Origin of the sequence: Pseudomonas sp. MWU12-2029, from assembly GCF_023242425.1 — a bacterium.
GTDB lineage: Bacteria > Pseudomonadota > Gammaproteobacteria > Pseudomonadales > Pseudomonadaceae > Aquipseudomonas > Aquipseudomonas kribbensis.
Genome location: NZ_JALJDY010000001.1, coordinates 964,225 through 988,082, shown reverse-complemented (window position 1 = coordinate 988,082; position 23,858 = coordinate 964,225). Strand labels below are relative to the sequence as shown.

The 23,858-nt window shown below is 59.1% G+C and carries 23 protein-coding genes and 1 other RNA gene; 13 read left to right on the top strand and 11 right to left on the bottom strand.

The features are described from left to right. Positions 1-18: 18 nt before the first annotated feature. From M5B44_RS04715 to M5B44_RS04705, 3 genes are read left to right on the top strand one after another with little or no spacing between them, the layout of a single operon-like run. Entirely contained in the window at positions 19-1,005 is a 987-nt protein-coding gene (locus tag M5B44_RS04715) for a hypothetical protein (RefSeq protein WP_248738362.1), read from the top strand. Further along, a complete protein-coding gene (locus M5B44_RS04710) occupies positions 1,005-1,292 on the top strand; it encodes an STAS-like domain-containing protein (protein ID WP_318653914.1) in 288 nt (95 codons plus the stop codon). The genes M5B44_RS04715 and M5B44_RS04710 overlap by 1 nt, the downstream gene beginning before the upstream one ends. Continuing rightward, positions 1,289-1,486, top strand: a complete 198-nt coding sequence (locus tag M5B44_RS04705) for a hypothetical protein (RefSeq protein WP_248738360.1) — start codon at positions 1,289-1,291, stop codon at positions 1,484-1,486. The genes M5B44_RS04710 and M5B44_RS04705 overlap by 4 nt, the downstream gene beginning before the upstream one ends. A gap of 136 nt (positions 1,487-1,622) precedes the next feature. On the opposite strand, the gene M5B44_RS04700 is transcribed toward M5B44_RS04705, so the two are convergent. The 8 genes from M5B44_RS04700 to M5B44_RS04665 form a co-directional block, all read right to left on the bottom strand. Beyond that, positions 1,623-2,105 carry an isochorismatase family protein gene (locus tag M5B44_RS04700; RefSeq protein WP_248738359.1) on the bottom strand — a complete coding sequence of 161 codons (483 nt, stop codon included), beginning with the start codon at positions 2,103-2,105 and terminating at the stop codon, positions 1,623-1,625. Positions 2,106-2,172: 67 nt separating this feature from the next. Beyond that, positions 2,173-2,562: a transfer-messenger RNA gene (ssrA, locus tag M5B44_RS04695) on the bottom strand. Between the two features lie 95 nt (positions 2,563-2,657). Further along, positions 2,658-2,936 carry a hypothetical protein gene (locus tag M5B44_RS04690; RefSeq protein WP_192552867.1) on the bottom strand — a complete coding sequence of 93 codons (279 nt, stop codon included), beginning with the start codon at positions 2,934-2,936 and terminating at the stop codon, positions 2,658-2,660. Positions 2,937-3,066: 130 nt separating this feature from the next. After that, positions 3,067-5,889 carry an FAD-binding and (Fe-S)-binding domain-containing protein gene (locus M5B44_RS04685; RefSeq protein WP_248738358.1) on the bottom strand — a complete coding sequence of 941 codons (2,823 nt, stop codon included), beginning with the start codon at positions 5,887-5,889 and terminating at the stop codon, positions 3,067-3,069. Beyond that, positions 5,886-6,557 (bottom strand): LutC/YkgG family protein, encoded by a 672-nt coding sequence (locus M5B44_RS04680; RefSeq protein WP_085746872.1) that lies wholly within the window; start codon positions 6,555-6,557, stop codon positions 5,886-5,888. The genes M5B44_RS04685 and M5B44_RS04680 overlap by 4 nt, the downstream gene beginning before the upstream one ends. Continuing rightward, positions 6,557-8,011 (bottom strand): LutB/LldF family L-lactate oxidation iron-sulfur protein, encoded by a 1,455-nt coding sequence (locus M5B44_RS04675; protein WP_134825452.1) that lies wholly within the window; start codon positions 8,009-8,011, stop codon positions 6,557-6,559. Before M5B44_RS04675 ends, M5B44_RS04680 begins: the two co-directional genes overlap by 1 nt. Continuing rightward, a complete protein-coding gene (locus M5B44_RS04670; RefSeq protein WP_248738357.1) occupies positions 8,008-8,832 on the bottom strand; it encodes a (Fe-S)-binding protein in 825 nt (274 codons plus the stop codon). The genes M5B44_RS04675 and M5B44_RS04670 overlap by 4 nt, the downstream gene beginning before the upstream one ends. A 161-nt stretch (positions 8,833-8,993) precedes the next feature. After that, positions 8,994-10,688, bottom strand: coding sequence for a lactate permease LctP family transporter (locus tag M5B44_RS04665; RefSeq protein WP_085729534.1), 1,695 nt, complete (start codon positions 10,686-10,688; stop codon positions 8,994-8,996). Between the two features lie 261 nt (positions 10,689-10,949). Between M5B44_RS04665 and M5B44_RS04660 the strand changes: the two genes are divergently transcribed. Next, a complete protein-coding gene (locus tag M5B44_RS04660; RefSeq protein WP_085729535.1) occupies positions 10,950-11,717 on the top strand; it encodes an FCD domain-containing protein in 768 nt (255 codons plus the stop codon). A gap of 50 nt (positions 11,718-11,767) precedes the next feature. Here M5B44_RS04660 and smpB read toward each other — a convergent pair whose 3' ends face one another. After that, a complete protein-coding gene (smpB, locus tag M5B44_RS04655) occupies positions 11,768-12,250 on the bottom strand; it encodes an SsrA-binding protein SmpB (protein ID WP_007953781.1) in 483 nt (160 codons plus the stop codon). Positions 12,251-12,369: 119 nt separating this feature from the next. Between smpB and M5B44_RS04650 the strand changes: the two genes are divergently transcribed. From M5B44_RS04650 to M5B44_RS04640, 3 genes are read left to right on the top strand one after another with little or no spacing between them, the layout of a single operon-like run. Further along, complete coding sequence (locus M5B44_RS04650; protein WP_114881374.1) at positions 12,370-13,773, top strand: sodium-dependent transporter; 1,404 nt, start codon at positions 12,370-12,372, stop codon at positions 13,771-13,773. A gap of 7 nt (positions 13,774-13,780) precedes the next feature. Beyond that, positions 13,781-14,215: a type II toxin-antitoxin system RatA family toxin gene (locus M5B44_RS04645; protein ID WP_248738356.1), complete on the top strand. Its 435-nt coding sequence runs from the start codon at positions 13,781-13,783 to the stop codon at positions 14,213-14,215. After that, entirely contained in the window at positions 14,208-14,522 is a 315-nt protein-coding gene (locus M5B44_RS04640) for an RnfH family protein (RefSeq protein WP_248738355.1), read from the top strand. The genes M5B44_RS04645 and M5B44_RS04640 overlap by 8 nt, the downstream gene beginning before the upstream one ends. 61 nt (positions 14,523-14,583) lie before the next feature. On the opposite strand, the gene M5B44_RS04635 is transcribed toward M5B44_RS04640, so the two are convergent. Then, positions 14,584-15,111: an outer membrane protein assembly factor BamE gene (locus tag M5B44_RS04635; protein ID WP_085711859.1), complete on the bottom strand. Its 528-nt coding sequence runs from the start codon at positions 15,109-15,111 to the stop codon at positions 14,584-14,586. A 97-nt stretch (positions 15,112-15,208) separates the two neighbouring features. Between M5B44_RS04635 and fur the strand changes: the two genes are divergently transcribed. Beyond that, positions 15,209-15,613: a ferric iron uptake transcriptional regulator gene (fur, locus tag M5B44_RS04630; protein WP_064119476.1), complete on the top strand. Its 405-nt coding sequence runs from the start codon at positions 15,209-15,211 to the stop codon at positions 15,611-15,613. Positions 15,614-15,688: 75 nt separating this feature from the next. Here the strand turns inward: fur and recN are convergent, their stop codons facing one another. Next, the gene (recN, locus tag M5B44_RS04625; protein ID WP_248738354.1) at positions 15,689-17,362 is read right to left on the bottom strand and encodes a DNA repair protein RecN; all 1,674 of its coding nucleotides are present in this window, start codon (positions 17,360-17,362) and stop codon (positions 15,689-15,691) included. 240 nt (positions 17,363-17,602) lie between these two features. Here recN and grpE point away from each other — a divergent pair, with 240 nt between their 5' ends. The 5 genes from grpE (at position 17,603) to carA (ending at position 23,823) form a co-directional block, all read left to right on the top strand. After that, positions 17,603-18,172, top strand: coding sequence for a nucleotide exchange factor GrpE (gene grpE / locus M5B44_RS04620; RefSeq protein ID WP_085685597.1), 570 nt, complete (start codon positions 17,603-17,605; stop codon positions 18,170-18,172). A gap of 102 nt (positions 18,173-18,274) precedes the next feature. Next, positions 18,275-20,191, top strand: a complete 1,917-nt coding sequence (gene dnaK / locus M5B44_RS04615) for a molecular chaperone DnaK (protein ID WP_085711857.1) — start codon at positions 18,275-18,277, stop codon at positions 20,189-20,191. 297 nt (positions 20,192-20,488) lie between these two features. After that, complete coding sequence (gene dnaJ / locus M5B44_RS04610; protein WP_085711856.1) at positions 20,489-21,613, top strand: molecular chaperone DnaJ; 1,125 nt, start codon at positions 20,489-20,491, stop codon at positions 21,611-21,613. Positions 21,614-21,622: 9 nt separating this feature from the next. Further along, entirely contained in the window at positions 21,623-22,429 is an 807-nt protein-coding gene (dapB, locus tag M5B44_RS04605) for a 4-hydroxy-tetrahydrodipicolinate reductase (RefSeq protein WP_114881376.1), read from the top strand. Between the two features lie 257 nt (positions 22,430-22,686). Beyond that, positions 22,687-23,823 carry a glutamine-hydrolyzing carbamoyl-phosphate synthase small subunit gene (carA, locus tag M5B44_RS04600; protein WP_065259971.1) on the top strand — a complete coding sequence of 379 codons (1,137 nt, stop codon included), beginning with the start codon at positions 22,687-22,689 and terminating at the stop codon, positions 23,821-23,823. Positions 23,824-23,858: the final 35 nt, after the last annotated feature.

Genomic DNA, 23,858 nt, shown 5'->3' with positions numbered 1-23,858 from the left:
AAATTCCAAGGAATGGTTTTGGCTACTCTCGTTGATGCGCTCGATTGGCTACCTCTTCATTTCGGTCACCTAGCAGCTGATGCGGAGCACCGCATCCCTGATAGGTATTACTCGCCAGGATTTATTGCAGCGTTTGCAGCCTATTTGACGAATAAGAGGGTGCACCGTGAGTCCGTCGTATTCGACAATGATGCAAATCGGGAATACTTTTCCGCTGTGGGACTTGCCCTGGCCGTCTGGGGGATTGACGATTACCCATTCCAAAGGCGGAACGCGGGGGTAAATTACGCTACGCTCACTCCACTGGCCTCTCAAGACGCCGTGGAGACAGCAACGGCTCAGATCAACGGATGTTTGAGAGCCTACGCTTCTAACGGTGCTGTGGACTACAGCCGTAGCCCAGCCTTTAAGGAGTTGACACATGTTGTTGGTGAACTACACGATAACGTGTGGTCTCATGGTTTGAATACGGGCTATTCCGTCGCCCAGCGTCAATCTATCCGTCGTGGAGATGATCACGCGGTGGAGTTTTCGCTAGCTGACTGCGGTATGGGATTCTTTGAGGAGCTGAAACGGGCGAGGATTGCTGCAAAAAACGGCATCCGGTCTGACAGGGATGCGATTGCATGGTGCATCCAAGAGGGTAATTCTTCTAAGCTTGCTGCTGCTCAGGATGATTGGGCTCAGTCTGTTCCAAACGATTTCATCGGTGGCAATCCTTTCGGAAATGTTGCAATGGTTACCGGCGAAAACGGAAACCACCACCAAGGCCTTGGACTGGCTAAGCTTGTAGAACTGGCTGAAACCTATCGGGGTGTTTTGCAGATTGCGTCAGGCAATTGTCTTATGACTATGCGCCTTGGCTATAACGCTCAGTTTAGGATTCTGCGAGAGCCTTGGAAGGGCGTGGCGATTTCGTTATCGCTTAAAGAGTCCAGCCTCATGGCCGCTAAGGCTGATGTGGCTGAAGATGTTGAAGATATTATGAAACTACTAAGGGGGTAATGATGGAAACATTTGCCTTAAGGCACAGTGACCTAGCTTCCCGAAGCCTCGCCTCGAAGGAACGGAGCGCATTGTATCGACAGTTGCATGATCACGAGCACGTTGTGATTGACCTAGCGGCTGTAGAGTCCATTTCCGAATCCTTCGCCGATGAGTTATTCGGTGTGCTAGTGTTGGAGCGAGGGTTCGACTTCGTGGTTACGCACGTCAAAATAGTGAACGCTGCGGATGATGTGCTCCGTTCGATCGCTATCGCGATGAAGCGTCGTCGGCTTGCCGCGGCATGATTGCCGCAAATAAAAAAGAGGGCTATGAGCCCTCTTTTTTATTGCCTACATTATTGAATGGAGCGGCAAATGCAGGCTTCGCTTTGACGCCCGCGGCTTCATCAGCTTGCGGCATCCAGAGTGAAAAGGGGATTTATTTTGAAGGAAATCAATCAGTCCCCCTTTTTCATTTGGCTTCGAGTGTCTTTTCATGACAACGCACTATGGTGTCAGGCACCCGGCGAATTCCTTTAGTAAACCATCTGCCGGCTCGCAGCGGATCGCGAAGACTCGCGCTCGGAAGCATCTTGAACCAATTCATGAAAATCGACGCGGGTTGCGGGAAATTTCCTAGGACGCCTGCAGACAGGTGCGAAGCTCACTCGACGTCAGCGTGTGCTTGAAGTGGTGTTCCCACAGTCGCACACCCAGCCCGCCCGAGCGATCCAGCGACGAACCCACCGTCAGGTCCGTAATCAACGTCGGCTGCAACCCAGCATCAAACAGCGCAAACCCGGCGGCAAGGCAGCAAGTCTCGGTTTGCAGACCACAAACCAACACACGATCCAGATTCAGGCCTTTCAGATAATTGATCGTGTCCATCGACGGCGCATAACCGTGTTTGATGAAAATGCGATCCGCATCGATCAGGCTGTCATCGTCCGCCGCCGGGTGCCAGCCGAGCTGACGCTGGAAAGGCGTGCGGCTTTCGTCGTGACGTTCAACGGTGGCGACGCTGGGCAGCGTGCCGATGAGCGACCGGATGCCTTCGACCAGCCATTGCGGCGGGGAAAAGCAGGGCTGTACGTCGATGATCAGCAGTGCCTGGCGCATGAGCTCTCCGGATATAAATCCCCAGATGCAACAAGGCCCGCACTTGGCGGGCCTTGTCGTTGAGAGTTGGTGGAGCCGGGGGGATTTGAACCCCCGTCCGCCAGTACTCCGCTGTCGGTACTACATGCGTAGCCGTGTCTATTAAGTTAACCCTCAGCGACCCGACGGGCAGGGTGCTTTGGGCGAGTTGTGTAAGTTTTAGCCGCTTCGTCCACAACGTACTGCACGGCGATTCTGTTCTATATGACAATCATTTCGGGTTTACAGACATCCCCTGATGATTGCTGGGCCCGAAGGCACCAGGAGTGCATGTCAGCTGCAATTAAGCAGCGAGAGCAGCACCGTATTGGTCGTCATTGGCAACTATAAGAAGTTGCAACAGTGGATTTACGACTTCTGTTACCAAGTCGGCATGCACCTAGAGTTTCGCAACCGGCGTCGAATCCTAAACGGCCCCGAACTCATTGCCCGGTACATCTGTTCGAGCAACAAGCACGCGCAGTGTACGCCAAACGGCCCGCAAGGCCAACCCGAAGGTTGGCCGGGCCTGGATCAATTGTTGGTGCCGCTGGATTTGCGCAGTTCCAGAATGGTTTGGGAGGTTTCCGCAACGCAGTCATCGATCTTGCCCTGGGCCTTGAGCGCCTGAGCCTTTTGCACGCTGGTTTCAGCACGCTGGCTCAGTTCGGGCGACGATGACAGCTGCCCCTTGGCATTGTTGATGGTCTGGATATTGGCATCGCACAGGTCGGCAGGCTTGTCTGCAGCAAAGGACGTGGAAGCCATCATCGAGGCAGTAACGAACAGACCTAACAGTACAGAACGTTTCATATGAATCTCCTTGAACTGAGGGATCCCGACTTCGCTGGCCGTCAGGACGGGCAACCGAATGGAGGAAAAGCCCCGATTGTTCGGGGCCTGTTCTGTGGACTGCTCTCGTTCGCAGGGGTTCTATTTTTCTTCAGATGGCGGTTTCACGGGGTTTGGCCCGGGTCACTCGATCCACCAGATAGACCAGTCCGTGGTAGTCGATGCCGCCATGTTGTGTCAGACCGATCTCACAGGTGCGACTGGTGGAAATCCCTTCACTGCAATGTTGCACCGCATCCTTGAGGGTGCGCAGGGAGTGGCCGTTGAGTTCCGGCGTGGTGAAGCCCTTGTCGCCGGCAAAGCCGCAGCAATGAATGCCTTCCGGGATGACTACGTTCTTGCTGCACTTGCGCGCCAGATCGATCAACGCCTGGCTTTCCCCCAGGTGCTGAGTGCTGCACGTCACATGAACGGCAATCGGTGCTTCCTGCGGCGTGAATTCGAGACGATCCATCATATGCGTACGGATAAAACGCACAGGGTCATACAGATCCAGGCGAACATTTCCCACATCCTGCACCAGTCGCAAGGTGCAGGGACTGGTGTCACAATAGATCGGATCGAGCCCGCCACGGCTGGCGTGCAGCAAGGCGCCAATCAGCTCCTGACGCTTGTGCTCGGCCTGTTCTGCATAGCCTTTGGACGCGAACGGCTGACCGCAGCAGAGGTTGTCCAGATTGTCCGGGAACACCACCTGATAACCGGCCTTTTCCAGCAGGCCACGGGTTTTGTCGTACAGCGACATTTGCTCCTTGTCGCTCGCTGCCGGTCCCATCACCCGCGATACGCAGGCTGCCAGATACACAACGCGCGGGCGTTCGTCCGAGACGGTCGGACTGAGGCGAATGGCTTTTTCCGGCTGAGGCATGGCATTGGTCCACTGCGGCACCTGGCCCTTGGACAGGCGCGTCAGCGTCGCCGAAAGTTTCGACAGACGCGGGGCCCCCAGCAACATCCGCGCACCGTTAGCCACGTGCAGGGTGAAGCGCGCCCCTTGCAGGGTGGTGGCGAAATTTCCTTCGATCCAGTTGGCGGCTTTCTGATGCGTGGCGTGACGGCTGCGAAGCTTTTTCACCAACTCGCCGGTGTTGATGCCTACAGGACAACGCTGCGCGCACAAACCGGTCGCGGCGCAGGTGTCGATGCCCTGGTATTCGTAGGCTTTTTCCAGTTCGGTGGTGTCGATCCCGGCGCGTTTTCGCGCCTGAATATCGCGCCAGATCACGATGCGCTGACGCGGACTCAGGGTCAGGCCTTTCGATGGGCAAACCGGCTCGCAGAAACCGCACTCGATGCACTTGTCCACAATCTCGTCGGCCGCCGGCAGCGGCTTCAGGTGCTTGAGGTGAATCTGCGGATCTTCGCTGAGCACCACGTCCGGATTGAGAATGCCGTTGGGGTCGAGCAGGCGCTTGAGCTGCCACATCAATTGATAGGCGTCGCTGCCCCATTCCAGCTCGACAAACGGCGCCATGTTGCGCCCGGTGCCGTGCTCTGCCTTCAGTGAGCCGCCGAACTCCACGGCCACCAGTTGCGCCACGTCGTCCATGAACGCCTGATAGCGTGCGACTTCTTCCGGGCTGTTGAAGCCTTGGGTGAAGACGAAATGCAGATTGCCTTCCAGCGCGTGTCCGAAAAGGATCGCTTCGTCGTAGTGATGTTTGTCGAACAGCTCGATCAGACGGTTCACGCCGATTGCCAGTTGTTCCACCGGGAAGGTGACGTCTTCGATGATCACCGTGGTGCCGGTCTTGCGCACGGCGCCGACGGCGGGGAAGGTGTCCTTGCGGATGGCCCAGAGGCGGGCGTTCTCGACCGGGTCTTCGGTGAAATCGACCTGTTTTTCCACCGGGAAACCGTTGAGCGACGCCATGATCTGCGCCAGTTGTTCCTGCAGCAACGTGGAAGAGGCGGCGCGGGATTCGATCAGCAGCGCGCAGGCATTGTTCGACAGGTGCTGTACGAATTCCGGCATGCCGGGTTTGTCCTGCACCGAGCGCAAGCTGCGGCGGTCGAGCAGTTCCACGGCGGACACCGGTTGGCTTTTCAGCACGGTGACGGCGTTGCAGCAGGTTTCCACGTCGGGGAAAACGATCAGCGCCGAGGCCTTGTTCGGGTGGTCGATCACCGTGTCGTAGGTCACCGCGCTGATGAAACCGAGGGTGCCTTCTGAGCCGACCAGCAAGTGGCTCAAGATATCCACAGACTCATCGAAATCCACCAGGGCATTGAGCGACAGGCCGGTGGTATTTTTCAGACGGTATTTGTGGCGGATTCGTGCGGCCAGTTCGGCATTGGCGCGGGTCTCGCGGCCCAGTGTCGCCAAGCGTTCCAGCAACTCGCCGTGGCTTGTGCGAAATGCCGCGACGCTGGCGGCGTCTTCGGTGTCCAAGCGCGTGCCGTCGGCCAGCACCAGACGAATTCCGGCCAGCGTGTGGTAGGTGTTTTGTGCAGTGCCGCAGCACATGCCGCTGGCGTTGTTGGCGACGATGCCGCCGATCTTGCAGGCGTTGATCGACGCGGGATCCGGACCGATCTTGCGCCCGAATGGCGCGAGCCAGGCGTTGGCCTGGGCACCGATCACGCCGGGTTGCAGGCGGATTTGCGTGCCTTGCCCTCGGATCTCCCGGGCGTTCCAGTTATCCCCAAGCACGATCAGCACCGAATCGCTGATCGCCTGGCCGGACAGGCTGGTGCCGGCGGCGCGGAAGGTCACCGGCACCTGATCGCGCTGGGCCAGTTTCAGCAGTGCCACCACTTCATCTTCGGATTCGACGCGGATCACCAGTTGCGGAATCAGCCGGTAGAAACTGGCATCGGTGCCGAAGGCCAGGGTCGACAGCGGATCGTTGAAACGCCGTTCGGCCGGAATCAGTTGCTGCGCATCGCGCAGGAAAGTCGCCGGTAAGGTCATTGGTCCTCCAGGATCAACACCACCAGGTCTTTTGGGCCGTGGGCGCCGTAGGCCAGCACTTGTTCGATGTCGGCGGTTTTCGACGGGCCGGACACCAGCAACGCGTTGGTCGGCATGCCTTGGGCCCATTCGAATTCCTGCTGCACCTGATAGAAGTTGTCGCGGATCTGGCTGGCCTTGAGCAGGGCGAAATGCACCGGTGGCACCAGACTCATCAGCCTTGGCTCTTCGCGGGTCGGCCAGAGAATCAGGCTGCCGGTAGCAGCAATGGCGCCGAGAGTGCCGGTGAGGCTGGCCGGGGTGTCGTTGAACAGCTCGGCTTTCCACTCTTCCATCGGCCGGTCGTAGGATTTCAGCGCCGGCAGATCAGGATTGTTCGCCCAGTGCTGTGTGATGCGCTGCCCGTGGGGCGTCGTCGGAGCGATCAACAGACTCGGCAACTGACGGTCGCGCAGCAATTGCGCCAGCAGCGCCGGCCACGCTTCAGCGGACGTCAGATGGATTTCGGTGTGCACCGCTTCCATCAGTTTGCGCAGTTGCGGGATCCGTTGTTCGGCGCTGTAGGTGTAAGGCTGGGTCACCAGATCGACATCGAAGTTGTCGGCAATCGGTGTGGTGCCCGTCAGACTTTTACGCAACTTGCCGAGGATGTTTTGCTTGGCGCTCATCAACGGTCTCCTTGTTTGGCCAGGTGCTCGCGAGCCATGTCATGCAGTGAGCGGGCGGCGGGTTTGGGAGCGCTGTGGTTCTGCGTCCACGGGCCGACATTGTTCGGCGCCAGGGCGCGCAGGCGCGTGGCGAAAAACGCAAACAATCGATACAAAGTCGGCGAGCTGTTGAGCTTCGCCCAGGCGTTCCAGATAAAGCGTTCCTTGCGCGAATACTTGCTGCCCTGGCCGCGCATCACTTGATGAGGACTGTCGGGGGCTTTGACGTTCTCTTCGCGCAGGCGACGCAGCAGTGCGGGGATAGGAATTTTTACCGGACACACTTCACCGCAGGCGCCGCACAGCGAAGACGCACTCGGGTGATCCGGGACTTTCGCCAGGCCGACCATGTGCGGGGTGATGATTTTGCCGATCGGGCCGGGGTAAACCTCGCCGTAGGTGTGGCCGCCGACGCGGGTGTAGACCGGGCAATGATTCATGCACGCGCCGCAACGGATGCAGTTCAGGGTCTGACGCAGTTCGCTGTCGGCAAACGCCTGGCTGCGACCGTTGTCGAGCAGCACCAGATGCACTTCCTGCGGGCCGTCGAGTTCGTGTTCCTTGCGCGGGCCGGAGATCATGTTGACGTAGGTGGTGATCGGAATGCCCAGCGCCGAGCGGGTCAGCAACGACAGCAGCGGCACCACGTCGCGCAGGTTTTCCACAACCTTTTCGATGCCGGTGACGGCGATGTGCACCGGCGGCACCGTGGTGGTCATGCGCCCGTTGCCTTCGTTTTCCACCAGCAGCAGGGTGCCGGTTTCGGCCACGGCGAAGTTGACGCCGGAGACGCCGATGTCCGCTTCGAAGAATTTCTGCCGCAGGACCCTGCGACCGATCTGAATGAGTTGGTCAACGTCCTTGGTGTATTCCACGCCAAGTTTGTCGTGGAACAAGGACGCGACCTGACCGGCATTCTTGTGGATTGCCGGCATGATTATGTGAGAAGGCTTCTCGTGGTCGAGCTGGACAATGTACTCCCCCATGTCGGACTCCAGACATTCAATGTCCCGAGCTTCGAGGAAATGGTTCATCTCCATCTCTTCGCTGACCATCGATTTGCCCTTGATCACTTGCCGCGCCTCGTGAGCGCGGATGATCGAAAGGACGATGCCATTGGCCTCGTCCACCGTTTCCGCCCAGTGCACTGTCACACCGTTGCGGGTCAGGTTCTGTTCCAGTTGCTCGAGCAGGTCGGGCAACTTGGAGAGCGCGCGGGCACGGATCGCATTGCCCAGTTCACGCAGGTGTTCTCTTTCGTGGGCATCGCTGAAAGCCGCTGCCCGCTTGGTCATCAGTGAATCCATCGCGGTGCGGAAGTTGTTCCGCAACTGCTGGTCGCCCAGGGCGTTGTGCGCCCGGGTGCGGAAATCTTCTTCTACGGCAACCGTAGGAATAATCGTGGAAGTGCTCATCGCGCACCTCCGGTTCGTTGCCAGAGGAAACTTGCCAAGTGTTGCCCGCGCAGCGCTTCCTGCTGTTTTTCCAGCGAGCCGTTGATGTTCATCAAGCAGCCGCAATCGGCACTGAGCACCTGATGCGCGCCGGATTCCTTCAACGCCCGGGTCTTGTCAGCCACCATCGCGCCGGAAATGTCTGGCATACGGACGCTGAATGTCCCACCGAAGCCACAGCATTCGCTTTCATGGTCATGGTTGACTCGTTCCACATTGCTCAACTGCGCCAACAACTCGCGGCCGTGCAGGTGGGTGTTCATTTCCCGTCGCGCTGAACACGATGTGTGCAGCGCCACTTTCACCGGCTCGCCGTTGTCCTTGAGCTGCACCTTGCAGACGAACAGCAGGAACTCGGCCAGCTCATAGGTGCGGGCCGCGAGGGCCAGAACCTGTTTCAACGTTTCCGGCTCGTCCTTGAACAAGTCGGCGTAATGCTCGCGCAGCATTCCCGCGCAGGAACCCGACGGCACCACCACCGGATAGTCCCCGGCAAACAGCGCCAGTTGCGAGCGCGCCACCGTCCGCGCCTGTTCGGTGTAACCCGAGGTGTAGGCCGGTTGTCCGCAGCAACTCTGCCCTTGCGGGTACTCGACCCGAATGCCTTCGCGCTCCAGCAAGTGGATCGCGTCCATCCCGGCTTCGGGATAAAACAGGTCGACCACGCAGGTGCCGAACAGGTAGACCCGCGACGGTTTCTCGCTCGGGTACTGCCGGGGTTCTGGCAGTGGCGGTGCGACGCGAGTGGCGTTGGGCACTGCGTTGTAAAAAAGCTCGCTCATCAGGCGTGTCTCCGGGTGGGCCCGGTTATCCGTCTGTGAGGCTGCCGAATATAGAGCGCGTTGCTTTCAGCAGCCTTACAGACCGGGTCGTGAATTGCTGACGCCGGAATCACGAACCAGCGTCGGTTATTTCCGTGCTTCTTGTAGTCTTCTTGTCGTTATCAGTGCACCAGCATGCCGGTGAACCAGTAGGCCTGAGCCAATGTGATCAGGCCGACAATCGTTGCAAAGAATAGGCTGTGCTTGAGGGTGAAGCGGAACAGATCGGATTCCTTGCCCACCAGCCCGGTCGCGGCGCAGGCCACGGCAATCGACTGCGGCGAGATCATCTTGCCGGTCACGCCGCCGCTGGTATTGGCCGCCACCAGCAAGGTGTCGTTGACCCCGATCTGGTGCGCGGTGGTCGCTTGCAGCGAACTGAACAGCGCGTTGGACGAGGTATCGGAGCCGGTGAGGAACACGCCCAGCCAACCGAGGAACGGCGAGAAGAACGGGAATGCTGCGCCGGTCGCTGCCAACACCAAAGCCATGGTCGAAGACATGCCGGAATAGTTGGTGACGAAGGCGAACGCCAGCACCATGCCGATCGACAGAATTGGCCAGCGCAGTTCGTAGAAGGTCTCTTTCAAAGTGGTCAGACCAGTTTTGAAATTGATCTTCAGGATGACCATCGAGATCAGCGCGGAGAAGAAAATCGCTGTGCCGGTGGCGGAGATCGGGTCGAGTTTGAACACCGCCGGGATGGCTGTCGGTGTGGCGACGATCGGTGCGGTCTTGATCACCAGTTGATCCAGGTGCGGGATCGCGAAGTTGAACACCCAGGCGTACATCGAACCACCAGCGGCAAACATCGCCTTGAACGGTTTGAGGGTCCAGATGGTGACCAGTACGGTGAGGATCAGGAACGGTGACCAGGCTTTGAAGATTTCCCCGAGGCTGTAGGGGGATTCGATGGTGGTGCGTTTCTGGCCGAAACCGCCGACGCTGGCGGTGACCGCGACGTTCGACGTCGCACCGGCAATCTGTGCACCTGCAGTGCGTTTTGGCTGCCAGACTTTCAGGAACAGGGTCAGCGCGATCAGGCTGGCCAGGGCCGAGGTGATGTCCGGCAGTTCCGGGCCGATGAAATTCGACGTGAAGTATTGGGTCACGGCGAAGCTCAGGCCGGCAACCAGTGCGGCTGGCCAGGTTTCACGCACGCCGCGCAGGCCGTCCATCATGAACACCAGCCAGAACGGCACGAACAGCGACAGCAGCGGCAGTTGACGGCCGGTCATGGCGCCGATCTTGAACGCGTCGATACCGGTGACTTGCCCGGCGACGATGATCGGAATCCCCAAGGCACCGAACGCGACCGGCGCGGTGTTGGCAATCAGGCACAGGCCGGCGGCGTACAGCGGGTTGAAGCCCAGTCCTACGAGCAGTGCAGCGGTAATCGCCACTGGCGCGCCGAAACCGGCCGCACCTTCGAGGAAAGCACCGAAGCAGAAACCGATCAACAGCACCTGCAGACGCTGGTCATCGGTGATCGACAGCACCGAACTGCGGATGACTTCGAACTGACCGCTCTTGACCGTCAGTTTGTACAGGAACACCGCCGCGACAATGATCCAGGCAATCGGCCACAGACCATAGGCGAAACCATAACCGGCGGCGGCGAACGCCATGTCCACCGGCATCTGGAACGCAAAGATCGCCACAAGAATCGCCAGGGCCAGTGTGATGCTGCCGGCGACATGACCTTTGAGGCGGAACACCGCCAGGGCGAGAAAGAAGAAAACGATAGGAATGACGGCCGCGAGTGCGGACACGCCGAGACTGCCGAGCGGGCTGTAGAGCTGTTGCCAGGTTTGCATATGGGGTGGCCCCTAATTGTTGTTGGTCAGGCACTGTCAGCGTTCTTGGTTAATTGGTAAGACCAATTTACAATCGCTGTTGGCTAGGGTAAAAGCCTTGATGTCGGTGTGTCAATTTGCCGCCCTGAAACTTTCGTCGAATCACCGGTGCAGACTCGATCTGATCCGGTCCGGGGCGTTTCATCTGGCAGGTGTCGGCAAGGCGCCGATAGGCCAGAATAGAGAGCCCGGCGAGTGGTCGGGCTCGTGGAGAATTGAGTGATGGGGTTTGATCAGATACGTCAGCGCCGTTTGTCTGACGATATTGTCGAGCGGCTCGAGGGGATGATCCTTGAGGGCACGCTGAAGTCTGGCGAGCGCCTGCCGGCCGAGCGCACATTGGCGGAGCAGTTCGGTGTTTCCCGACCTTCGCTGCGTGAGGCGATTCAGAAACTGGCGGCCAAGGGGCTGCTGGTCAGCAAGCAGGGCGGCGGCAATTACGTGGTGGAAAGCCTGGGTTCGACCTTCAGCGATCCGTTGCTGCAATTGCTGGAAAGCAATCCGGAAGCTCAGCGCGATCTGCTGGAATTTCGCCACACGCTGGAGGCATCGTGCGCTTATTACGCAGCATTGCGCGCTACGGACGTGGATCGCGAGCGACTGACCGCAGCGTTTGAAGAGCTACAGGACTGCTACTCGCGCCATGACGAAGTGAGTCGGGCGGAAGAGGGCGCGGCGGATGCGAAATTCCACCTGGCCATCGCCGAGGCCAGCCACAACGCTGTGTTGCTGCACACCATTCGCGGGTTGTTCGACCTGCTCAAGCGCAACGTGGTGACCAACATCGGCGGCATGTACAAGCAGCGCACGGAAACCCGCGACATGCTGATCACGCAGCATCGGGAACTGTATCAGGCGATTATCGAAGGGCGGGCGGAGCAGGCACGAGAGGTTTCCAGCCGACACATTCTGTATGTACAGGAAGTGCTGGAAGAAGTGCGTCAGGAAGTACAGCGCATGGCTCGGGCCGAGCGGCGCAAAGGGATGTAAGCATGACCGTTCCCGTGCCGGGCGCGGGAACGGTCATTCAGGCAGAAGAATCAGTCTTCCTTGCCCTTGTTGCGCACCGCACGCTGCAGCTCGCGACCAGCGTCGCGTTCGCGTTCGGTATCACGCTTGTCGTATTCCTTCTTGCCCTTGCCCAGAGCGATTTCGCACTTGACCATGTGCTTGCTCCAGTACCAGGACAGGCACACGCAGGCATAACCCTTCTGCTGTACGGCGGCGGCCAGCTTGTCCAGCTCGCGGCGGTTGAGCAGCAGCTTGCGGGTGCGGACCGGGTCGGCGATGACGTGGGTGCTGGCAGTCATCAACGGCGTGATGTGACTGCCGAGCAGCCAGGCTTCGCCGTCCTTGAGCAGGACGTAACTGTCGACCAGTTGCAGCTTGCTTGCCCGCAGACTTTTTACTTCCCAGCCGGCCAGGACCAGACCAGCCTCGAACTTGTGCTCGATGAAGTAATCGTGTCGCGCCTTTTTGTTCTGCGCGATGGTCCCTGTTGGGTGTTTCTTCTGTTTAGCCATAGGGGCGGCATTATATGGAGATAAACGGCTGTCGGCTACGGTGATGCTGCGTGCTTGAGCAGGTTGAGTGAATCCCGGACAATGCGGCCTCTTTTTCTAACGCTTGGGCGTGATAAACGATGTCGACAGACAAGGTTTCTGTCCACGGCAGTTGGGCTAGCCGCTGGGTTTTCATATTCGCCGCGACCGGTTCGGCCGTGGGATTGGGCAGCATCTGGAAATTCCCCTACATGGTCGGGGTCTACGGTGGCGGCGCCTTCGTGCTGATGTTTCTGGCGTGTATCGCCCTGATCGGCATTCCGGTGATGCTCGCGGAAACCCTGATCGGCCGGCGTGCCCGTCAGAGTCCGGCGAATGCTCTGAAGGTGCTGGCGCTGGAGGCCGGGCACTCGGGCAAGTGGTCGTGGGGCGCGTTCGCCGGGATGATCACGGCGTTGCTGATCCTGTCTTTCTATAGTGTGGTCGGCGGCTGGTCGCTGGATTACATCATTGATATGGGGCGTGGGGATTTCCAGGGGGCGACGGCTGATCAGGTCGGTGCCTATTTCGGTAATGTCATCGCCGACCCATGGCGCATCACGCTGTGGCACACGGTGTTCATGCTGCTGTCGGCGGTGGTGATCGCCAAGGGTGTGGTGGCCGGGCTGGAGCGCAGCCTGCGGATCATGATGCCGCTGCTGTTCGTGATGGTGCTGGTGTTGCTGGGTTACAGCATGACCACCGGGCACTTCATGGAAGGCGTGCATTTCATGTTCGACTTCCACCCGGAGAAAGTCCTCGACGGCTTGCTGCCGGCCATGGGGCACGCGTTCTTCTCCCTGAGCGTGGGCGTGGGCTCGATCATGATTTACGGCGCCTACATGACCAAGGAAGCCTCGCTTTCCGGCACCGTCGTGGGGGTGGCGCTGCTCGACACCTTCGTTTCGCTGGTCGCCGGTCTGGCGTTGTTTCCGATTGTGTTCGCCGGCGGTTTGAACCCGAGCGAAGGTCCGGGGTTGATGTTCGTCAGCCTGCCATTTGCGTTCGGTAACGTGCTGTTCGGCCAGTTGATGGGCGTGGTGTTCTTCGTTCTGGTGGCGATCGCTGCCTGGAGTTCGGCGATTTCCCTGCTGGAGCCGATGGTCGCCTATCTGGTCGAGCGGACTAAAATCAGTCGTGCGTGGGTGACATTCTGGCTGGCGTTCACCTGCTGGTTTGTCGGCCTGGGCACGGTGTTTTCCTTCAATATCTGGAAGGAAGCGAAATTTTTCGTGAACGAAGGCGGGATGTTCCATCTCTACCAATGGGGTGCCGCAGGCGGTCTGGACTTCTTTGGTGTGATCGACTTCTTCACCTCGCGGATCATGTTGCCGCTCGGCGGGCTGTGCTTTGTGCTGTTTGCCGGTTGGGTGATGGGGCGTGAAGCGGTGCGTGACGAATTGTCGATTCGCAGCCCGGCGCTGTTCGCCCTGTCTCTGTTCTTGATGCGCTATGTGGCGCCCATCGGCATTCTTGTAGTGTTTGCCACCCAGCTCTGGAAGTGACGCTTACATGACGACACATATTCAACGATCAGCGCTGCTGCCTTATCCGGCGCAATTTCTCTTTGACCTGGTCAATGACGTGGCGCGTTATCCGGAGTTTCTGCCGTGGTGTTCGTCTGCGGAAGTCCTGGAAAGCTCGCCTGAACACATGCGCGCCAGCGTCGGTGTGGCCAAGGGCGGCCTCAGCCAGCACTTCGTGACACGCAATACCCTGGTGCCGGGGCAGTCGATCGAGATGAACCTTGAGGAAGGCCCGTTCAATCAATTGCACGGGGTCTGGGTGTTCAAGGCGCTGAACGAGAAGGCCTGCAAGATCAGCCTCGATCTGTCCTTCGATTATGCCGGCCCGCTGGTGCGCGCCACGCTCGGGCCGCTGTTCAATCAGGCAGCCAACACGCTGGTGGATGCATTCTGCCAACGTGCCAAACAGATGCATGGTTGAGCCGGTGATCGAAATAGAAGTGGTGTACGCGGCGGTTGATCGTCAGGTGTTGCGCACGATCAGCGTGGCAGAAGGTTCGACGGTGCGTGCTGCGCTGTCGTCCAGCGGCATCGATGCCGACTTTCCCGAGCTGGATCTGGCGGGTTGTCCGGTCGGGATTTTCGGCAAAGTGATTGCCGATCCGGATGTGCGGGTTGTTCAGGCGGGGGATCGCCTGGAAATCTACCGACCGCTGCTGGCTGATCCGAAAGAGGTGCGCCGATTGCGGGCCGCCAAGGCTGCCGAGGCTAAAGCCGGAAAACAGTGATTGCGCCGATCGGCAGGCAATAAAAAACCCGGAGTTTCCGGGTTTTTTATTGCGTCGCAAATTATTGCGGCGAGGTGTCCAGCGGCTCTGGTGTCGGAACCGGAACGGTTTCCACACCATCGACGTCCTTCTGGATCTGATCCAGCAAGGAGCCTGGCTTGACCGGTTTTTCCGGTTTTGGCTTCTCGGCGTTTTCGGCAGGAGCGGTCACGCTGGTGCCACTGTCCTTGCCGAGAATGGCTTCGTCACGGCTCACGCCCGGCATGAAGTCACCGGACAGGCTGACAAGGCGGTCGTTAGAGTCGAAAATGACACTCATGCGTTCCTGCTGGCGTTCACCACCACCAGGTTGCAGGCTGTACAGATAATCCCAGCGATCGGCATGGAACGTGTCGACAAGCAGAGGGTTGCCCATGATAAACCGTACTTGCGGCCGGGTCATTCCCGGGCGTAACTGGTCTATCATGTCCTGCGTGACGACATTGCCCTGCTGGATGTCGATTTTGTAAACCCCGGGGAATGAACAACCGGCGAGTGCGAGCAGTCCCACAAAGGTGAAACTGGTTAGCAAGAGCTTGGTGTTTTGCATCGGTGGGCGACTTCCACTATCTTGGCTGGGACAACGTAAACGCCGATCATACCCGCATTAAGAGAAGCTGCGAAGCAGCATCGCGAGAAAGCTGACCATGGTTGAAAATAGCGAACTACGCAAAGCCGGCCTCAAAGTGACCCTGCCACGGGTCAAGATCCTGCAAATGCTCGACTCTACCGAGCAGCGTCACATGAGTGCCGAGGACGTCTACAAGGCGTTGATGGAAGCTGGCGAGGACGTCGGTCTGGCCACGGTTTACCGTGTTCTGACCCAGTTCGAAGCGGCTGGCCTCGTGGTCCGTCACAACTTCGACGGTGGCCACGCGGTATTCGAATTGGCCGACGGTGGCCACCACGACCATATGGTCAACGTGGAAACCGGTGAGGTTGTCGAATTCGTCAGCATCGAAATCGAAAAGCTCCAGAAGGCAATTGCCGAAGAGCACGGTGTCGAGTTGGTGGATCACAACCTGGTGCTGTACGTACGCAAGAAAAAGTAAGCATGTCGCGCGAATTTCAGGTTCGCGAAACGAACGAAGGCGACCCAAGGGTCGCCTTCGTGCTTTCTGTCGTGCTTAAACCTTTGCGGTAACGACCATCTTCTTGGCGTGTGCCAGGGACTCTTTGGTCAGATCGATGCCGCCGAGCATACGTGCGACTTCTTCTATACGGTCATTTTTGCTCAGCTTCGAGACGGCCGTGTGAGTCGCCTGATCGCCCCGCACCTTGTGTACGAACAAATGCTGATGGCCCTGCGCGGCCACTTGCGGCAAGTGCGTAACGGTCAGGACCTGACCGCGTTCGCCCAGGCGTCGCAGCAACTGGCCGACAATCTCGGCCGTCGGGCCGCCGATGCCCACATCCACTTCGTCGAATACCAGCGTCGGCACGCGTGAGGTCTGGGCGGTGATGACCTGAATCGCCAGGCTGATCCGCGAGAGTTCGCCGCCGGAGGCCACTTTGGCCAAGGCCTTTAATGGCTGGCCAGGGTTGGCGCTGACCAGCAGTTCGACCTGTTCGAGGCCGTTGGGCAGGAGTTCGCCGCTGGCGTTGGGCCGCAACTCGATGGTGAAGCGTCCTCCAGGCATGCCGAGGCGTTGAATCTCCTGCTCTACCGCGCTGGCCAAGCTGCCCGCAGCCTGATGGCGCAGATCACTCAGCTCGCGAGCCTTTTCCTGATAATGACGGGCATACGAAGCAAGCTCTTCGCCCAAACGCTCGATGGATTCATCGTTGGCATTCAGGGTTTCGATTTCATCCAGCAGTTTTTGCTGCATCTCGGCGACTTCGGTCGGCTGGATCCGGTGTTTGCGCGCCAGGGTGTAAATGGCGTCCAGGCGTTCTTCCAGATACTGCAGGCGTGCCGGATCGGCGTCGAAGTTGTCGAGGAAACGATTGAGTTCACCGACAGCCTCTTCGACCTGGATCTGCGCACTGGTCAGCAAACTGCTGGCTTCGCCCAGGGCACCAATCGAGTTGTTCACGCTGGACAGGCGATTGAGGCTGGCGGTCAGCGCATTCAGCACATTGCCGGAATCGCTTTCACTGCATTGTTCGACCACTTGCCGGCAGATGCCCAGCAGGGTTTCGGCGTTGGTCAGGTTCTTGTGTTCCTGCTCAAGGTCTTCCAGTTCGTTCTCGCCGAGGCCGAGGTTTTCCAGTTCTTCGAGCTGATAGCTGAGCAGTTGATGACGGGCGCGTTGCTCGTCGCCGGAGTTGGACAGGCGCTCCAGCTCCTGGCGGGTCTGGCGCCAGCGCTGGGCAGCCAGTTGTACCTGTCGGGCCAGATCGGTGGCGCCGGCGTACTCGTCGAGCAGACGGCGGTGGGTATCGGTCTTGAGCAGGGATTGGTGTTCGTGCTGGCTGTGGATGTCGATCAGCAGCTCGCCGAGGGCCTTGAGGTCGCCGAGCGGGCAGGGCGTGCCGTTGATATAGCCGCGGGAGCGGCCTTCCGAGGTGATGACCCGACGCAGGATGCACGGGCCGTCGATTTCCAGGTCGCGTTCGGCCAGCCAGGCGCTCGCTTCGGGAATGTCGATGAGGTCGAAGGTCGCCAGGATATCGGCCTTGTCGGCGCCCGGGCGAACCACGCCGCTGTCGGCACGATCGCCAAGGGTCAGGCCGAGGGCGTCGAGCATGATCGACTTGCCGGCGCCGGTTTCCCCGGTAATCACGCTCATCCCGCGATCAAGTTCGAGATCGAGATGTTCAACGATGGCGTAGTTGTGTACGGACAGGTGCACCAGCATAAAGGCCGCTCCCAGGCTTTAGGTCTGGTTATTTATACAGTGTTTTGTTTCGGCCTGACAATGCCCTCGCTTAGCTCGATTGGCTTGATCCGATCAAATGCTTATCGCGCCCGGGAATGACAATGCAGCACTTTTTTGTAGGGTTAATCATTGTCAGCCCTTGAAGCCTGATTTTGCGGCCCCATATACCGGTGCAGAAGCGCGAATCGAACTCGCGGACGATATTGAAAGGAGAATTCTATGGCTGACGAACAGACAGTAGATACGCAAAATCCAGAAGCCAATCAGGCGCCCGAGGCTTCGGGTGATGACCTGGCGACCCGTGTACAAGTGCTCGAAGAGCAATTGGCCGCCGCGCAGGATCAATCTCTGCGCGTAGCTGCCGATCTGCAGAACGTCCGCCGCCGTGCCGAGCAGGACGTAGAGAAAGCTCACAAGTTTGCACTGGAAAAATTCGCCGGCGACCTGCTGCCGATCGTCGACAGCCTGGAGCGCGGCCTCGAGCTGTCGAGCCCGGACGACGAAAGCATCCGTCCGATGCGCGAAGGTATCGAGCTGACCCTGAAAATGTTCCAGGACACCCTCAAGCGCTATCAGCTTGTAGCCGTCAGTCCGCAGGAAGGCGAGCCGTTCAACGCCGTGGAACATCAGGCGATGGCCATGCAGGAAAGTGCTGACCTGGAACCGAACAGCGTTCTGAAAGTGTTCCAGAAGGGCTACCAGCTCAACGGTCGCCTGCTGCGTCCGGCGATGGTCGTGGTCAGCAAGGCGCCGGCGCCAGTTTCGCCTTCGATTGACGAGAAGGCTTGAAATTAGCCGCAAGGCCCCCATTTAGAAGTCAAGCGTTTAAGTATTACCGCAGTTAGCCACCACTGCTGCGGCAACCAAATCCAAAGTTTCGGGAGAGTGAACATGGGCAAAATTATCGGTATCGACCTGGGGACTACCAACTCCTGCGTCTCCGTGCTGGAAAACGGCGTAGCCAAAGTTATTGAAAACGCCGAAGGCGCGCGTACCACGCCGTCGATCATCGCTTACGCCAACGATGGCGAAATCCTGGTCGGCCAGTCCGCCAAGCGTCAGGCTGTGACCAACCCGCACAACACACTGTTCGCGGTGAAGCGCCTGATCGGCCGCCGCTTCGACGAAGAAGTCGTGCAGAAAGACATCAAGCTGGTGCCTTACAAGATCGTCAAGGCCAACAATGGTGACGCTTGGGTCGAGGCCTCCGGCAAGCAGATGGCTCCGCCGCAAATCAGCGCCGAAGTCCTGAAGAAGATGAAGAAGACCGCCGAAGACTACCTCGGCGAAGCAGTGACCGAAGCGGTGATCACCGTTCCGGCCTACTTCAACGACAGCCAGCGTCAGGCGACCAAAGACGCCGGTCGCATCGCCGGTCTGGACGTAAAACGTATCATCAACGAACCAACCGCAGCTGCTCTGGCTTACGGTATGGACAAGGCCAAGGGCGATCACACCGTGATCGTTTACGACCTGGGTGGTGGTACCTTCGACGTTTCCGTGATCGAAATCGCTGAAGTTGACGGCGAGCACCAGTTCGAAGTACTGGCCACCAACGGTGACACCTTCCTGGGTGGTGAAGACTTCGACATGCGTCTGATCGACTACCTCGTCGACGAGTTCAAGAAAGAGTCCGGCATGGACCTCAAGAACGATCCTCTGGCCCTGCAGCGTCTGAAAGAAGCCGCCGAGAAAGCCAAGATCGAGCTGTCTTCTTCGCAGTCGACCGACGTCAACCTGCCGTACATCACAGCAGATGCGACCGGTCCTAAGCACCTGAACGTGAAGATCTCTCGCGCCAAACTCGAGTCGCTGGTTGAAGATCTGGTGAACCGTACCATCGAGCCATGCCGCATCGCTCTGAAAGACGCCGGCATCGATGCCAGCAAAATTGACGACGTGATTCTGGTCGGTGGCCAGACTCGTATGCCTCTGGTGCAGAAGGCAGTTACCGATTTCTTCGGTAAAGAAGCTCGTAAAGACGTGAACCCGGACGAAGCCGTTGCCATGGGTGCTGCCATCCAGGGCGCCGTTCTGGCCGGTGACGTGAAAGACGTTCTGCTGCTCGACGTCAGCCCGCTGACCCTGGGTATCGAAACCATGGGTGGCGTGATGACCGCGCTGATCGAGAAAAACACCACGATTCCTACCAAGAAATCGCAAGTGTTCTCGACTGCCGACGACAACCAGGGCGCCGTGACCATTCACGTCCTGCAAGGTGAGCGCAAGCAAGCCGCACAGAACAAGTCCCTGGGCAAGTTCGACCTGGCCGAGATTCCACCAGCGCCACGCGGTGTGCCACAGATCGAAGTGACCTTCGACATCGACGCCAACGGCATCCTGCACGTCGGCGCGAAAGACAAGGCGACCGGCAAAGAGCAGAAGATCACCATCAAGGCCAACTCCGGCCTGTCGGATGAAGAAATCCAGAAGATGGTGCGCGACGCCGAGCTGAACGCCGAGGAAGACCGCAAGTTCGAAGAGCTGGCCGCTGCCCGTAACCAGGGTGATGCACTGGTTCACTCGACTCGCAAGATGATCGCTGACGCTGGCGACAAAGTGACTGCAGAAGAGAAGACTGCAATCGAAGCGGCCGTGGTTGCCCTGGAAGCCGCCGTCAAAGGCGACGACAAGGCTGCCATCGACGCCAAGGTTGAAGAGCTGTCGAAAGTCTCTGCGCCGGTTGCCCAGAAGATGTACGCCGAACAGGCTCAGCCTGCCGAAGGCGCGGCACCGCACGCAGAGAAAGCTGAAAAGGCTGACGATGTTGTCGATGCCGAGTTCGAAGAAGTCAAAGACCACAAGTAAGTTGTTGGTCGGCCGGTTGACTGCCTTTGGGCACTGACTGGTAGGATGTCGCCGCGCGGGAGCTTGCTCCCGCGTTGGCGTATCTGGAATACGCGAATTTTTACAGCATGCGACAAGCTTCGCGTGTTGGCGGTATGGCCGGGAATGCTCCTGCTTTTCGCGCCGCAAGTACCGCATGAATCAAAGACCAGGATCGTTGAATTGACGTGAGTTGGGTCCGGGCCTGTATTGGGGCTCAACGAGTTTGGCGAAGCTCAGGAGGGGTTTGCCGAACGTCCTCAAGAGTATGAAGAACTTATGGCTAAGCGTGACTATTACGAAGTGTTGGGTGTTGAGCGCGGCTCAAGCGAAGCAGACCTGAAAAAGGCCTATCGCCGTCTGGCGATGAAGCATCACCCGGACCGTAATCCCGATGACAAAGCGTCGGAAGAACTGTTCAAAGAGGCCAACGAGGCCTACGAAGTATTGTCCGATTCCAGCAAGCGTGCGGCGTACGATCAGTACGGCCATGCCGGCGTCGACCCGAGCATGGGTGGCGGCGGTGCCGGTTTCGGCGGTCAGAACTTCTCCGACATCTTCGGTGATGTCTTCAGTGACTTCTTCGGTGGCGGTCGCGGCGGTTCCCGTGGCGGCGCCCAGCGTGGCAGCGATTTGCGCTACACATTGGAGCTGAACCTGGAAGAAGCGGTGCGCGGCACCACCGTGAATATCCGCGTTCCGACACTGGTCAACTGCAAACCGTGCGATGGTTCGGGCGCCAAGAAAGGCTCGTCGCCATCGACTTGCCCGACTTGCGGCGGCATCGGCCAGGTGCGCATGCAGCAAGGCTTCTTCTCGGTGCAGCAGACCTGCCCGCGTTGCCATGGCCAGGGCAAGATCATTTCCGATCCGTGCGACTCCTGCCACGGTGACGGTCGCGTCGAAGAATACAAAACCCTCTCCGTCAAAGTACCGGCCGGTGTCGATACCGGTGATCGCATTCGTCTGTCCGGCGAAGGCGAGGCGGGCACTCAGGGTGGCCCGACCGGCGACCTGTACGTTGTGATCAATGTGCGCGAGCACGCGATCTTCCAGCGTGACGGCAAGCATCTGTTCTGCGAAGTGCCGATCAGCTTTGTCGATGCTGCCCTGGGTGGCGAGCTGGAAATCCCGACCCTCGACGGTCGCGTGAAGCTGAAGATTCCGGAAGGGACTCAGACCGGCAAGCAGTTCCGCGTGCGCGGCAAAGGCGTGGCGCCGGTGCGTGGCGGTGGTGCGGGCGACCTGATGTGCCGTGTGGCGGTCGAGACCCCGGTCAATCTGAACCGTCGTCAGCGTGAATTGCTCGAAGAATTCCGCAGCTCTCTGGCGGATGACAACAGCCACTCGCCGAAAACCACCGGTTGGTTCGATGGCGTGAAGCGCTTCTTCGGCGATCTGTAAGGAGTCGGCATGCGACGTATAGCTGTGATGGGCGCCGCCGGGCGCATGGGCAAGATTCTGGTCGAGGCCGTGCAGCAGCGCGCGCCGCTGACCGGTTTGACGGCTGCAATTGTCCGCCCTGGCAGTACGCTGATCGGGGTGGATGCCGGTGAGCTGGCTTCGCTCGGTCGAATCGGCGTGCCGTTGTCCGGGAATCTGGAATCGGTCGCAGAAGAGTTCGATGTCTTGATCGACTTCACCCTGCCGGAAGTCATGCTGAAAAACCTGGCCTTCTGCCGCAAGGCCGGCAAGGCGATGGTGATCGGCACGACCGGGCTGGACGCTGCCCAGAAGCAGTTGCTGGCCGAGGCGGGCAAGGATATTCCGATCGTGTTCGCCGCCAACTTCAGCGTTGGCGTCAATCTGTCGCTGAAGCTGCTCGACATGGCTGCACGGGTGCTGGGTGATGATGCGGACATTGAAATCATCGAAGCCCATCACCGTCACAAGATCGATGCGCCGTCGGGTACGGCCCTGCGCATGGGTGAAGTGATTGCCAGTGCACTGGATCGTGATCTGCAGAAGGTCGCGGTCTATGGTCGCGAAGGCCACACCGGTGCGCGTGAGCGTGAAACCATCGGTTTCGCCACTGTTCGCGGTGGTGATGTGGTAGGTGATCACACGGTGCTGTTCGCCTGCGAGGGCGAGCGTCTGGAAATCACCCACAAGGCTTCGAGCCGCATGACATTCGCCAAGGGTGCGGTGCGTGCGGCGTTGTGGCTGGATGCTCGCGAACCGGGTCTTTATGACATGCAGGACGTGCTCGACCTGCGTTGAGCCTTGTTTGAACCCGGCGCAAACGCCCTGTTTGTGCCGGTTTTGCTCCGCCTGGCGACGTCCTGTCGCATTCTCCGGCCTTTCGGGCTCATTGGCGGTAGACCAAAAATCCCTTTTTCTGTAAGCTACAGCTTTAGTGTGTCCACTAAAAGCGCGCAGAATAATTCAGTGAAGAAGCGGGGTGACGTGTCCATACGTCACTCCGCTTTTTTACAACCTGCGATTGCCCTTTCATGCGTTATTTACGGGAGGTCTTCTTGACTAAGCCAGCCATACTCGCCCTTGCTGATGGCAGCATTTTTCGCGGCGAAGCCATTGGAGCCGACGGTCAGACCGTTGGTGAGGTGGTGTTCAACACCGCAATGACCGGCTATCAGGAAATCCTTACCGATCCTTCCTACGCCCAACAGATCGTTACCCTGACTTACCCGCACATCGGCAACACCGGCACCACGCCGGAAGACGCCGAGTCCAATCGCGTCTGGTCCGCTGGCCTGGTCATCCGTGACCTGCCCCTGGTAGCGAGCAACTGGCGTAACACGATGTCCCTGTCCGACTACCTGAAAGCCAACAACGTTGTGGCAATCGCCGGTATCGACACCCGCCGCCTGACCCGCATCCTGCGTGAAAAAGGCGCACAGAACGGCTGCATCATGGCCGGCGACAACATCTCCGAAGAAGCGGCTATCGCCGCTGCGCAAGGCTTCCCGGGCCTGAAGGGCATGGACCTGGCGAAAGTCGTCAGCACCAAGACCCAATACGAATGGCGCTCCACTGTCTGGGAGCTGAAAACCGACAGCCACGCGACAATCGAAGCCTCCGAGCTGCCATACCACGTGGTTGCCTACGACTACGGCGTCAAGGTCAACATCCTGCGCATGCTGGTCGAGCGCGGTTGCCGTGTCACCGTAGTGCCGGCGCAAACCCCGGCAGCCGACGTGCTGGCCCTGAATCCGGACGGCGTGTTCCTGTCCAACGGCCCTGGCGATCCGGAGCCTTGCGACTACGCGATCAAGGCGATCAAGGAAGTGCTGGAAACCGAAATTCCGGTGTTCGGCATCTGCCTCGGTCACCAGTTGCTGGCCCTGGCGTCTGGCGCCAAGACCCTGAAAATGGGCCACGGCCACCACGGTGCCAACCACCCGGTTCAGGATCTGGACACTGGCGTCGTGATGATCACCAGCCAGAACCACGGTTTTGCGGTTGACGAAGCGACCCTGCCAGCCAACGTCCGTGCGATCCACAAGTCGCTGTTCGACGGCACCCTGCAAGGCATCGAGCGCACCGACAAGAGCGCGTTCAGCTTCCAGGGTCACCCTGAAGCGAGCCCGGGCCCGAACGATGTGGCCCCTCTGTTTGACCGCTTCATCAACGAGATGGCCAAGCGACGCTAAGCGCTCGCCTTGAGACTGTAGCGAGAAGCCCCTCG